The following is a 12,624-nucleotide window of genomic DNA, read 5'->3' as shown; positions in this document are numbered from 1 at the left end:
GAAGGCTCGTCCCCCATGGCCGAAATAGACCGCGAAAAGCTGCTCGACATCTACACCCGCACGATGAAGGTGAACCGCACGGACGAGAAATTCCGCGAACTGCTGATGCAGGGCACGGTCGCGGTGATGTATTACTGCGTGCGCGGGCAGGAGCTCGTCTCCGCCGCCGCCATGGCCGCGCTCGAGGACGACGACTATGTCGTGTGCACCTATCGCGGGCAGGGCGAACAGACCGCCAAGGGCATCCCGATGGAGAAATGGTGGGGCGAATGCCTCGGCAAGGCGACCGGCACCTGCAAGGGCAAGGGCGGCACCATGCACATCACCGATCCCGCAACCGGGATCATGGTGACGACCGGCGTCGTCGGCAGCGGCATCCCCATCGCCAACGGCCTCGCCATGGCCAGCCAGAACAAGGGCGACGGCCGCGTGACGGTCGCGAGCTTCGGCGACGGGGCGGCCAATATCGGCGGCTTCCACGAAGCGATGAACATGGCCCAGCTCTACAGCCTGCCGGTCGTCTTCCTGTGCCAGAACAACCGCTATGGCGAACACACCGCCTACGAGGACCACACCAGGAGCGCCTCCATCGCCGAGCGCGCGCAGGGCTACGGGATGCGCGGCGTGCGGGTCGACGGGAACGACGTCAACCAGATCTACCCGGCGATGAAGGAAGCGGTCGACCGGGCGCGCGCCGGCGAAGGCCCGACGCTGATCGAGGCGATGTGCTACCGCATGATGGGCCACTTCTTCGGGGCGGATTTCAGCTACATGCCGCCCGAACATATCGAGGAGATGAAGCAGGAGGACCCGCTGCCCAAGCTGCGCAAGGTGATGCTCGACCGCCAGTTCACCGAGGAGGAGCTGGACGCGATCGTCGCCGACATCGACGCGCAGATCGAGGCGGCGGTGCGGCACGCGCTCGACGCGCCGCTCCCCGATACCGACGAAATCCACAGGGACGTGTTCGAGGAGGTGAACTGACATGCCGGAATCGTCCAGCACGATCACCATGACCCAGGCCCTGAACCTCGCGATCGACGAGGCGATGGCGGAGGACGAAGGCGTGTTCTGCCTCGGCGAGGATGTCAGCGCCAAGCAGGGCGGCGGGGTGTTCAAGGTCACCCAGGGCCTGACCGAGAAATACGGCGAGCACCGCGTGCGCGCGACCCCGATCTCGGAAACCGCCATCGTCGGCGCGGCGGTGGGCGCGGCGCTCGCCGGGCAGCGGCCGATTGCCGAGATCATGCTGATGAACTTCGTCGGCGTGTGCATGGACCAGATCGTCAACCACGCCGCGAAACTGCGCTTCATGTCGGGCGGGCAGACCCCCTGCCCGATCGTGATCCGCACCACCACGGGCGTCGGCGTCGGCTTCGGCGGGCAGCATTCCGACATGCTCGAAGCCTGGTTCGCGCACGTCGCGGGCATTCATGTCGTCACCCCCTCCAACCCCGCCGACGCGCGGGGTCTGATGCGGGCGAGCATCGACGCCAACGACCCCGTCATCTTCATCGAGAACATCCTTTGCTACGGCCTCAAGGCAGAGGATCCGGGCAAGGGCTACCGCGTCCCGCTCGGCAAGGCGGCGGTGGCGCGCGAGGGCAGTGACATCTCGCTCATCACCTATGGCCGCACCGTCCTCGACGCGCTCGAGGTCGCGGGCGAGCTCGACAAGGAGGGCATCAGCGTCGAGGTGATCGACCTTCGCACCATCGCGCCCTACGACGAGGAGACGGTGCTGGCCTCGGTCAACAAGACCGGCCGCGCGCTCACCCTGCACGAGGCGGTGCGCCCCTTCGGCACCGGCGCGGAGATCGCCGCCAACATCCAGGAAAAATGCTGGGACGCCCTGAAAGGCCCGGTGCGCCGGATCGGAGGGACCTTCTCGGCGGTGCCTTTCGCGAGCCACCTCGAACAGGCATGGATTCCGACCAGGGAAGAGATCGTCGGCCAGATCAAGGCCAGCGTCGGCAAGGCGTGAAGGGGAAGACCGATCAATGGCGACCGAGATTCGCATTCCCAAGCTCGGCATGAGCGCGACCGAGATGACCCTCGTCGAATGGATGTTCGGCGACGGCGAGGAAGTCCAGAAGGGCGAGGTGATCTACACCGTCGAAACCGACAAGAGCACGACCGAGATCGAGGCGCAGGCCTCCGGCACGATCCGCCCGACGGGCGAGGAGGGCAAGGTCTACAAGGTCGGCGATCTTATCGGCACGATCGAATAGGCGCGCCGCCTGCGGGACGCGAAAGCGGACAAAGGTGACACCCCGTCACCTTTGCAGGCCATGTGAAAAGGCTTGTGGTTCAACGCCTTGAGGCGCGATTCGGCAATGATCACACACGGGGCGACGAAGGGGTTTGACGGCGCAGGGGTCGTTAGCGGAAATTTCGCTTTCGGCGCCGCGGCCCGGCGGGCAGCCGTTTACAGCGTCTGCCCGTCGTCCAGCACGAAGTCCGCGCCGGTCACGAACTCCGCCGCGTCCGAGCACAGGAACAGCACCGGCCCGTCGAGGCCGCTTTCCTCCATCAGCCGCTTCCTCGGGAAGCGCGCGATCTGCTTCCTGCCGCCCTCGGTGTCGAACCATTCGTCGTTGATCGCGGTGCGGATGTAGCCGGGCGAGATCGTGTTGACGCAGATGCCGGCTCTCGCCCATTCGCGGGCCATGCTGCGCGCGGCCTGGACCACGCCCGCCTTGCTCGCGGCATAGGCGACAAGGCCGGGGGAGGGCTCGAAGGCGGTGATCGAGGCGACGAGGACGATGCGCCCGTTGGTCACGCCCGCCGCCATCATCCGCCGCGCCCCTTCGCGCGCGGTCAGGATCGCGCCCTTGAGGTTGATCGCCAGCGTGCGCTCGATCTCCGCCTCGCTGATCTCGGTCATGAGGCCCGCCCCGTCGATCCCCGCATTGGCGATCACGGTGTCGACCGTGCCGAAGGCGGCTTCGGCGGCGTCGTAGCCCGCGATCACGTCGGCCTCGTGCGCGACATCCATCGCGATCGCGGCGGCATTCGGTCCGATCTCGGCGGCAAGCGCCTCCAGCCGGTCCCTGCGCCGCGCGCCCAGCGCGACGCGCGCGCCGTTCGCGGCGAGAATGCGTCCGAAACGCGCGCCCAGCCCGGAGGACGCGCCGGTGACGAGGGCGGTGCGCCCCGACAGGTCGACGGTGATGCTCATGGGGCGGCTTACTTAACCGCCGGAAGTTCGCCGTCGATATATTTCTGCAGGGTCATCTGGAAATGGCGCACCCGGCTGTCCTGGTAGTGGCCGAGTTCCATCCTGCCGTCGCGCATCGCCTTCATCCCTTCCTGCACGTAGGGCAGGTTCGCCATGTCCTGGTCGAACACGTTGGCGAGCGCGGGGCCCATCTTGTCCGCCGCCCAGGAAAAGGGCTCGTCGTCGGGGATGTAGGTCATCTCGACCGCGCGCGGGCGCTCCTCGCCCTTCTTCGTGGGGAACAGCAGGCGGATTTCCATGATGCACCAGTCGGGCGTGTCGCCCGGCAGCCAGCGATAGACCAGCGTCGGCAGGAAGCCGATCCACGGGGCGAAATTGGGGAATATGTTGTAGGTGTGGTTGTCGAGGATCTCGGTGTCGGCGGCGTCCGAATAGTCGTAGCCGTATTGCTCGGCGAAACCCTGCCGCCCGGCCTCGGCCAGCACCCGGCGCGCGGCGAGCGGATCGTCCGGGTCGTAGCCCTCTCCGCCCTCGCCCGCGGTGAAGCGGCGATTGGTCTGGGCATCGTCGCCGCCCGAAAACTCGTTCATCTTTTCGAGGACATAGTCCGAATTCTTGCCCTTCACGTGCGGGCTGAGCACGCCCGAAGGGGTGATGGCGCGGTTGAAATGGTCGCCGATCAGATCGTAGCGCGTGTTCGCATCGCCGAGGAAGCCGAGCAGCTGCGGGTGCGTGGTGATCGAATGCCACGCTTCCATGAAGGCCTCTGCGGTCGCCTTCCAGTTCGCCGGGATCTTCTTCTGCACCCACATCCCGGTGTAGCGATTGCCGAAATCGTAGCGTTCGTAATGGGACGCGGCCGGGCCGAGCCAGGTCTTGAAATCGGGCAGGTCGTGGTTCTCGGTCAGCATCACGAAGCCCTCCCACAGCTCCACGCGCGCCTCGGGCAGGGCCATGTCCTTGCCTTCGAGATGCTTGAAATCCCACGCGCAGGGAATCTCCTTCAGCGACCCGTCATTGCGCCAGGTGAAGCCGTGGAAGGGGCAGCGCAGCTGGCTCGAATTGCCGCCGGTGGTGCGAAGCTTGCGGCCGCGGTGGAGGCAGGCGTTGTAGAACGCCTTGACGCTGCCGTCCTTCTGGCGGACGAGCAGGAAGCTCTTGCCCGCGATGTCGAAGACGACGCTGTCGCCGGGTTCCGGCATCTCGTCCTCGCGCGCCGCGAAAAGCCAGACATTGGGCCACATGCGCTCGCGCTCCAGGCGGGCGAAGTCCTCGCAGATGTAGGGTTCGACCGGGATCGGGTCGTCCGGCATCGCGATCGTGGATTCCTCGAACAGGTAATCGGGCGGCGTGCGGGTGTCGCCCTCCAGCATCTCGGTGTAGCTGATGCCCGGGCACCGGTCCTCGCGCGCGACATGCTTGATCTCGTTCATCGGTCCTCTCGATCCGCCGCGAGGCTCCGGGCCGCTCCCCCGCGCCATGGGGAGCCTCGCACTTTGTGGAGTGTCTCTCGCCCGTGATATCTCACAGCTTCGCCCCCCGGTCACACTAGCGGATTGGAGAGGACGGGCATGGTCGTGGCGGGAAAGCCGGACGCGAAGGGGTTGTCGCAGCTCGGCGAGGTGATGCAGATCGCCTTCGTGCCGGAGGATTTCGACGCGGCGGTGCGGCACTGGACCGCAGTCATGGGGGTGGGGCCGTTCCACCTGCTGGAGGACGTCCGCCTCGAAGCGATGCGCTATCGCGGCGCGCCGAGTGCAGCGGCCTTCGACCTCGCTCTCGCCTATTGGGGCGACATGCAGGTCGAGCTGATCCGCCCGCGCGACGGGCATCCGTCGATCTACACGGGCGAATATGCCGACGTGGGCGGGGGGCTGCACCATGTCTGCATCCTCGTCGACGACATCGCGGACGCCCGCCGCGTCTGCGCCGCGCGCGGGGCCGAGGTGGTGCTCGAAGGCGCGCTGGGCGACAGCCGGGTGATCTATGTCGATCCCGGACAGGGGCCGGGCAGCCTCGTCGAGATCCTCCAGCAGGGCGGGGAGGGGCCGCGCCTGTTCGCAGCGATCAAGGCCGCGTGCGCGGAGTGGGACGGGTCGGAGCCCTTGCGAAGGTTGGGATGAGCGGAAGCCCTTTTCGCGGGCCTGAGGACAACCACCCGCCCGCAGGTGACCCGCGCCCGCGTTCGCTTCAATCGGATGCCCCGAGATATCCCAGTTGCCCCGCCTTGAAGATCGTCTGCGCCCGGTTGACGCTATCGAGCTTCTCGCCCGCGCGGTGGATATGGTAGCGGATCGTCGCGTGGCTGCGGTTGAGGATCATGCTGATCTCCTTGTCGGTCTTGCCGATCGCCGCCCAGCGCAGGCATTCCACCTCGCGCTTCGACAGCACGCAGTCCGACGGGATCCGCCGCTTGGTCCGCATCGCCTGGACATAGCCCGCGACGAAGCGCCGCACGACCTGCGCGAAAAGCGTGCCGTGCGCCGCGAATTCCTCCGAAAGGTCTTCCTTGGAACGGTCCATCGAAACGAAGCTCGACGCGGAGATCTGGCCGAAGGGGAGGTGCACCGGGACCACGATCGCCGCCTTGCACAAGGCGCGTTTCTCGAAATCGGTGAGGTCGATTTCCTCAAGGTAGCAATTGCGCCAGCCGGTGTGGAAGCCCCGGGCGTTCACCCAGAACACTTCCGATTCGTAGCGGCACGCGCGCGGCAGCGGGGAATGGAGCGCGAGCCGGTGATCCTCCCACCAGCGCGCCCCGTCGTCGAGCCAGCGGAAGATGTCGGCGTTGAGGACCGTGCCTTCGGCGTCGACCATCGGCTCCTTCGAGGAGATGTCGTCGCACACCGCGACCTGCATTCCGCGCTCCTGCGCGATGCGGGCGAGCGCGACGGCGGCACCGTGAATGTCCTCGGGACAGGTGATGGTGACTTCCTCGAGCAGGTGCTCGAGCGGCTCGCGGCCATGCGGCACGCGCAACTCAGCGAGATTTGTGATCACGGTTTCCTCTCCTCCGGTTGCTCCCGTGCCCCCGCCGGTCCCAACAGCCGCAGGCGGGCGAATTCGTCTCGATTCGCCTCACACTTTACGCAGGGGAATTGCAGCAGGAGGCACTCTAGGCGAACTGTTCGAAAAGGGAAGGAGGCTCGTTCGCATGAATATGTCGGGATCGAACTTCGGTGTTGCGCTTGCTGCAATCGCCGCCGCCGTCGAACCGGAACGGCCGGCGCTCATCCATGGCAAGCGGGTGGTGACCTGGGGCGAGCTGGAGGCCGAGACCGACCGCATCGCCGCCGGGCTTCTCGCGCAGGGCTTCGCGCCGGGCGACATCGCGGGGCAGATGCTTCGCAACACGCCCGATTACCTGCTCGCCTGGTTCGGCTGCGTGAAGGCGGGGGTGGTCCCGGTCAACGTGAACTACCACTACAAGGCGCGCGAACTGGCCGACATCGCCGCGCGGTTCGGGCTGAAGGCACTCTTCACCGAGGGCGATTTCGCCGACCTCGCGCGCGAGGCCGCACCGGGCGGGACGCGGGTGATCGACGTTTCGGCCGGGGAATGGGCGGCCCTGCGGCGCAGCGACCTGCCGGAAGGCTTTGCCATCCATGACGACCCCGAGGCGCTGTTCCTCACCGCGACCGGCGGGACGACCGGAATGCCCAAGGCGGTGATGTGGCCGATGCACGAGGCATGGCAGGCGTTCAGCATCCCGGTGTGGCAGCGCGGCCCCGGCGAGCCGCCCTTCGTTGCCAGCACGCTCGCCGAACAGGCCGCCGAGGCCGCCCGGATCGGCCCCGACCACCCCGCGAGCACCTCGCCGCTCCTCCTGCTCTCGCCGCTGATGCACGGGGCGGGGCAGTTCAGCGCGGTCATCCACCTGCTGAAGGGCGGCACGCTCGCCCTGCTGCCGCATCCGAAATTCGACGCCGACATGGCGCTGGACGAGATCGCCCGGATCGGCGCCAAGGGCGTGTTCATCGTCGGCGACGCCTTCGCGCTGCCGCTGGCCGACCGGCTCGACGCGCGCGGGGACGGAGGCGAGGTTTTGAAGAGCCTGCGCTCGATCACCTCCTCGGGCGCGGTGTTCTCGCCCTCGCTCAAGGCGCGTCTGATCGGACATCACCCTCCGTTGATGATCGTCGATGCGCTGGGTTCGTCCGAAAGTTCGGGCACCGGCATCGTCATCACCACCGCCGCCGGCAGCACCGGCGAGGGCAGGTTCCAGCCGCTGCCGGGGCGAGAGACGAAGCTGTTCGACGAGAACCTCGAGGAAATCCCGCCCGGCTCCGACGGGGTCGGCATCGTCGCGCGCACCGGCCCGCTGCCGCTGGGCTATCTCGGCGAGGACGAGAAGAACCGCCGGACCTTTCCCGAGATCGACGGGCGGCGCTGGCTGATGACCGGCGACCGCGCACGCTGGGCGGCGGACGGCACCCTCGAATTCATCGGCCGCGACAACATGTGCATCAATACCGGCGGCGAGAAGGTCTTTCCCGAGGAGGTCGAGGCGGTGCTGATGGAGCATCCGCGCGTCCACGACTGCCGCGTCGTCTCGGTCCCCGACGAACGCTTCGGCCGCAAGGTCGTCGCCGTGGTCGCACCGCAGGGCGATGCCGAGGGGCTGGAGCACGCGCTCGATGCCCACGCCCGCGAAGGGCTGGCGGGCTACAAGATCCCGCGGCTCTACGTGTTCACCGACGGCTCGCTGCGCCTCAACAACGGCAAGCCGGACTACAAGACCGCGCAGAGGCTGGCGGACGAGGCGGCCTGATCGCGCGGAACCGGGGGCCGAATGTGATGTTGTAACACCGGCCCGCGCGCGCTATCCCGCAAGCCGGCCAACGGAGAAAGACCCGCTTTACCATGCGTCTTGCCGTCCCCCGTCCTGCGCGTGTCCTGCTGCTGCTCGCCGCATTCGCGGCGTGCGTGCAGTGGATGATCCCGCATGGCTGGATGGTCGCTTCGGCGCATGAAGGGGCGGGCGAACCCGCGCTGCTCGTTCCCTGCCCGGCGACCTCGCCCGAACTCGCCGCGCTGGCCGGGCACGCCGCGGGAGCGCATGATGCCCATCGCGCGCACCACGGCGGCATGGACCATTCGGCGACAGGTCACGGCGACGGTGGCGCCGAGGACGGGGATGCGACGCATGGCGCTGCGCAGGCGCAGTGCGATTTCGCCGCGGTGGGCGCACCCGTCCTGCCGCCCGATGCGCCGGCCCTTGTCGCATCCGCGCCGCAGGTCGCAGCGCCGGTCCCCGCCTTTCGCGCGGTCCAGCCCGGTCGCGGCCTCGCCGCGCCGCCGCCTCCCTCCACCGGACCCCCTTCCCCCACGGCATGAGACTGCGAGCCGCCCGCACGCCTGACGACAGGGCGTAGCGGGCTCCGTCCTGCTCCGCCCTGCGCGGCGGAGTTTGCGCCGCCCGTCCTGCCTTCCGGCAGGCCGAAGGCGCTGCCTCCGGGATATCCTGCACATGCACCTTTCCGATTTCGCGCGGCCGCTGTTCGCGATCACGCTCCTGTCCTCGCCCGCCTGCCTCCTCCACGCGCAGGGCATCGGCCAGCGCCAGGACGAGATCATCGTCACCGCCGCCGCCGCCGGTTCGCCCACCTCGCCTTCGGTCGAGGAGGCGCGCGAGGAACTCGAACGCATCCCCGGCGCGATCGGCGTCGTCGAGGACGAGGGCTTCGCCGACATCTTCGCCCAGTCGATCGGCGACACGCTCGAGCTCACGCCCGGCGTCTTCTCCGACACCAGCGCCCAGCGCGAAAGCCGCATCTCGATCCGCGGGTCGGGCCTCAATTCCTCCTTCGAGCGGCGCGGGCTGATGGTGCTGCGCGACGGCGTCCCGATCAGCCGGTCGGCGGGCAACACCGAGTTCCAGGAGATCGACCCGCTCACGATCCGCTACATCGAGGTGTTCAAGGGCGCGAACGGGCTGCGTTACGGCGCGACCCAGCTGGGCGGCGCCGTCAACGTGGTGAGCCCGACGGGCCGCACCGCGCGCTCCCCCGTCGCCCTGCGCGCCGAGGGCGGCAGTTTCGAGACGTTCCGCGCCAACGCGTCCCTTGCCGGCGCGGGCGAGAACACCGATCACTGGATCGGCGTCACCGGGCTTACCAGCGAGGGATACCGCGAGCAGAGCGAGGTCCGGAGCCTCTACGGCCACGGCAATTTCGGCTGGCGGGTCGCCGACAACATCGAGACGCGGTTCTACGTCACCGCCCTGACGGACAATTTCGAGCTGGCGGGAACGCTCACGCTGGAGGATGCGCTCGCCAATCCGCGCGCGGCGGGGCGGACGGTGACGATCGGCCCGTTCTTTCCGGGCGGGCCGGTCACGGTGCTCGATCCCGGTCCGGTTGCGGACGACTGGGACCGCAATCTGGGCGTGATCCGCGTCTCGAACCTGACCGCGATCGACATGGGCGGGGCGGAGCTCGAAATCGGCGCGTGGTATTCGCGCCGCAGTCTCGACCATGCGATCACCCGCTTTGCCGGGATCATCGTGCAGGGCGAGGACGAGGTCGGCGGTTCGGTGCGCCTCTCGGGCGACCTCCCCTTCCTCGCCCCGCAGAGCCGCTGGCAGGTCGGCGCGATCTACGCCTTCGGGAGCAATGATGCGCAGGTGTTCGAGAACCTGTCGGGCGAGCGCGGGGCGCTGACCTCTCGTTCGGACCAGGATTCCTCGATGCTGATGACCTACGGCCAGCTCGACCTCGGCCTGACGGACCGGGTCACCGTCATCGCGGGGGGCCAGTATGCGCGCGCGGTGCGGGACGTGGAGGTTATCCTCGATGCCGTTGCCGGGCGCGGCGAATACGACCAGTTCAACCCGTGCGTCGGCGTGCTGTTCGACGTGGCGCAGGACATCCAGGTCTTCGGCAACGTCAATCGCAGCTTCGAGCCGCCGAGCCTTGCCGACCTCACCTCGGGCGGCGCCTTCCCCTTCGCCCCGCTGGACGAACAGCGCGCCACCGTGTTCGAGATCGGGACGCGCGGGGCGAAGGGCGTGTTCTCGTGGGACATCGCGGCCTACCGGGCGGAGCTCGAGAACGAGTTCCTCGACTTCGCCGTGCCCGGCGCGCGCGGGCTCGTCACCGTCACCGGCAACGGCGACCGGACGATCCACCAGGGGATCGAGGCGGGCGTCGACCTGCGCCCGGCGAAGGACGTGCTCGCGGCCCGCGGGCAGTCGCTGCGCCTCTCGGCTGCCTACACCTTCAACGATTTCGCCTTCGACGATGACGCGATCTACGGCGACAACCGGCTGGCGGGCGTGCCGCGCCATGTGCTGATCGCCGAGACGCGCTTCGACCAGGTCGACGACTGGTATCTCTCGGCCACCTTGCGCTTCATCCCCGAAGGGCCGTGGGCGGACTATGCCAACACCGAAAGGGCGCCGGGATACGAGACGGTGCAGCTGACCGCCGGCGTCACCGTGCTGGACGACTTCATCCTGTTCGGCTCGGTCGAGAACCTGTTCGATCGCGTGTTCATCTCGAACCTCGCCACCGTGGCCGACCAGTCCGCCACCCCTTCCGCCATCTACACTCCAGGCCAGGGCCGCGCCTTCTTCGGCGGCATCCGGGCGCGATTCTGAAAGGAGCCTGCATCATGTCGCTGAAGAACAGGTCCGCCCGCTGGTCCAATTCGAAGCACCGCTGGCTTGCGCTGGCGGGCGGCATCAGTCTCTTGGTGTGGGGCCTGTCGGGCCTCGCCCATGTCGCCATGGTGCTGTTCGGTCCGCAGCAGGCGCAGTTCATGCCGCCCGCCGCCGAAGTCGCGCTGGCCGGGGCGCGTCCGATTTCGCAGACGCTCGCGGCGAACGGCATCGCGCAGGCGGTCGCGGTCAAGACCGTTCCGTCGCCCGATGGCTCTGCGCTGTGGCAGGTGACCGGGGACCCGCTCGCCGAGCGACGCTATTTCGCGCCTGCGGACGGGCGCGAAATCGCGGACGGCGACCGGCGGCAGGCGGAGTTCATCGCCCGCCACTTCCTTGCGACCGAAAGGGAGATCGTCTCCGCCAGCCTCCAGACCGAATTCGACGCGGACTATCCGTGGGTCAACCGGCTGCTGCCGGTGTGGAAGATCGAATTCGCGGGCGAGGATCGCCTCACCGCCTATGTCCACACCGAAACCTCCAGCCTTGCCGCGGTCAATGATCGCACCAAGGAGGCGCTCCAGACCGCCTTCCGGATGCTGCACACGTGGGAATGGGTGCCACCGGGCATGGACTGGCTGCGGGTCCTCGTCATCGGCCTGATGGTCGCGAGCCTGCTGGCGCTGGCGCTCACCGGGATCGTCATGCTGGTGACGGTGCGGCGCAGGAAGCGCGCGCCCGGCGCGAAGGGCTGGCACCGGATGGCGGGCCATGTCCTCGCGCTGCCGCTCGTCATGTTCTCCGCCAGCGGCATCTACCACCTCGTCCAGTCGGCGCTGGTCCCGCCGGGCACGCAGCTGCGCATGGGCGAGCCGCTCGATGTCGCGAGCGGCGCCTGGCCGGTCGAACGCGACTGGGCCGCGCTTTCGCAGGGCCGCGCCATCGCCTCGGTCGCGCTGGTCGAGGGCGGGTCGGGCGCGCCGCTCTACCGCATCGGGCTGAAGCCCGCTCCCGGCTCGATCGGCGGCGGCGGACACGATCATGGCGGCGAGAAAGCGGGCGGCATGACAGGCCACGACCACGCGGGCATGATGGCGAGCGAGCCCGAGACCGCCCCGCAGACCGCCACGCAGTCCTCAATGCCCGCCACAAAGGCCGAAATCCGGGAGGCGCGCTTCACCGGGATCAAGCCCGACGGCCCGGCGCTCTATCTCGACGCGGCGAGCGGCGAGGTGGTCGATCAGGGCGACCGCGACATCGCGCTGGCCGTCGCGCGGCGCTTTTCCGGCGCACCGGACGAGGCCGTGAAGGGCATGGAGCTCGTGACCCGGTTCAGCCACGAATACGATTTCCGCAACAAGCGCCTGCCGGTCTGGCGGGTCGACTATGGCGAGCCGTTGAACGCGACGCTGTTCGTCGATACCGGAGCGGGCGTGCTGGTCGACCGCGTCGCCGACCGGGAGAAGCCCGAACGCCTCGTCTTCAGCATGATCCACAAGTGGAACTTCCTGTTCCCGATCGGGCGGCTCGGCCTGAACGCGGCGGTCGCCGCCTGCGTCATCGCGCTGATCGTGCTGATGGCGCTGCTCGGCCTCAGGATGGACTTCGCCAATCGCAGGCGGGCCGGGCGCCGGCCGAAGGCGGGGCGGGGACAGCCGCATCCGGGGGCCGGGCAGCCGGCGGAATGAGGCGTTGCCGCGCCTCCCGTGCAAGCCCCCGTGCCAGCCCCCGTGCAAGCCCCCGTGCCAGCCACCCGCGCCCGGTTTCTTGTCATCTTGGCCGAGGATAAGCGGCGAGGGGGATTGGCAGATGCGCGCGAAGCCGCCATTCATCCCGCCTGCCG

11 protein-coding genes are annotated in these 12,624 nt (G+C 68.4%); 8 read left to right on the top strand and 3 right to left on the bottom strand.

Annotated features, from left to right (window positions below):
- The first annotated feature begins 15 nt into the window (after positions 1 to 15).
- The 3 genes from BLU08_RS10165 to BLU08_RS10155 are packed head-to-tail and all read left to right on the top strand — an operon-like array spanning position 16 to position 2,231.
- The gene (locus BLU08_RS10165) at positions 16 to 984 is read left to right on the top strand and encodes a thiamine pyrophosphate-dependent dehydrogenase E1 component subunit alpha (protein WP_090199152.1); all 969 of its coding nucleotides are present in this window, start codon (positions 16 to 18) and stop codon (positions 982 to 984) included.
- A 1-nt stretch (position 985) separates the two neighbouring features.
- The gene (locus tag BLU08_RS10160; protein WP_090199147.1) at positions 986 to 1,984 is read left to right on the top strand and encodes an alpha-ketoacid dehydrogenase subunit beta; all 999 of its coding nucleotides are present in this window, start codon (positions 986 to 988) and stop codon (positions 1,982 to 1,984) included.
- A 16-nt stretch (positions 1,985 to 2,000) separates the two neighbouring features.
- Positions 2,001 to 2,231 carry a biotin/lipoyl-containing protein gene (locus tag BLU08_RS10155; protein ID WP_090199143.1) on the top strand — a complete coding sequence of 77 codons (231 nt, stop codon included), beginning with the start codon at positions 2,001 to 2,003 and terminating at the stop codon, positions 2,229 to 2,231.
- A 197-nt stretch (positions 2,232 to 2,428) separates the two neighbouring features.
- Here BLU08_RS10155 and BLU08_RS10150 read toward each other — a convergent pair whose 3' ends face one another.
- Together BLU08_RS10150 and BLU08_RS10145 are read right to left on the bottom strand one after the other, a co-directional pair.
- A complete protein-coding gene (locus tag BLU08_RS10150; protein ID WP_090199138.1) occupies positions 2,429 to 3,181 on the bottom strand; it encodes an SDR family NAD(P)-dependent oxidoreductase in 753 nt (250 codons plus the stop codon).
- A gap of 8 nt (positions 3,182 to 3,189) precedes the next feature.
- Entirely contained in the window at positions 3,190 to 4,614 is a 1,425-nt protein-coding gene (locus tag BLU08_RS10145; protein ID WP_090199134.1) for an SRPBCC family protein, read from the bottom strand.
- 138 nt (positions 4,615 to 4,752) lie between these two features.
- On the opposite strand from BLU08_RS10145, the gene BLU08_RS10140 reads away from it, so the two are divergent.
- Positions 4,753 to 5,304 carry a VOC family protein gene (locus BLU08_RS10140; RefSeq protein ID WP_172801025.1) on the top strand — a complete coding sequence of 184 codons (552 nt, stop codon included), beginning with the start codon at positions 4,753 to 4,755 and terminating at the stop codon, positions 5,302 to 5,304.
- A 67-nt stretch (positions 5,305 to 5,371) separates the two neighbouring features.
- Here BLU08_RS10140 and BLU08_RS10135 read toward each other — a convergent pair whose 3' ends face one another.
- Entirely contained in the window at positions 5,372 to 6,181 is an 810-nt protein-coding gene (locus tag BLU08_RS10135) for a LuxR C-terminal-related transcriptional regulator (protein ID WP_172801024.1), read from the bottom strand.
- A 154-nt stretch (positions 6,182 to 6,335) separates the two neighbouring features.
- On the opposite strand from BLU08_RS10135, the gene BLU08_RS10130 reads away from it, so the two are divergent.
- From BLU08_RS10130 to BLU08_RS10115, 4 genes are all read left to right on the top strand, one after another.
- Positions 6,336 to 7,952, top strand: a complete 1,617-nt coding sequence (locus tag BLU08_RS10130) for an AMP-binding protein (RefSeq protein WP_172801023.1) — start codon at positions 6,336 to 6,338, stop codon at positions 7,950 to 7,952.
- Positions 7,953 to 8,044: 92 nt separating this feature from the next.
- A complete protein-coding gene (locus BLU08_RS10125) occupies positions 8,045 to 8,518 on the top strand; it encodes a hypothetical protein (RefSeq protein ID WP_090199124.1) in 474 nt (157 codons plus the stop codon).
- 133 nt (positions 8,519 to 8,651) lie between these two features.
- Positions 8,652 to 10,781: a TonB-dependent receptor domain-containing protein gene (locus BLU08_RS10120; RefSeq protein ID WP_090199120.1), complete on the top strand. Its 2,130-nt coding sequence runs from the start codon at positions 8,652 to 8,654 to the stop codon at positions 10,779 to 10,781.
- A gap of 14 nt (positions 10,782 to 10,795) precedes the next feature.
- A complete protein-coding gene (locus tag BLU08_RS10115; protein WP_090199117.1) occupies positions 10,796 to 12,469 on the top strand; it encodes a PepSY-associated TM helix domain-containing protein in 1,674 nt (557 codons plus the stop codon).
- Positions 12,470 to 12,624 lie beyond the last annotated feature (155 nt).

Origin of the sequence: Erythrobacter sp. HL-111, assembly GCF_900105095.1 — a bacterium.
Taxonomy (GTDB): Bacteria; Pseudomonadota; Alphaproteobacteria; order Sphingomonadales; family Sphingomonadaceae; genus Erythrobacter.
This window is presented reverse-complemented; position numbering and strand designations above follow the sequence as displayed.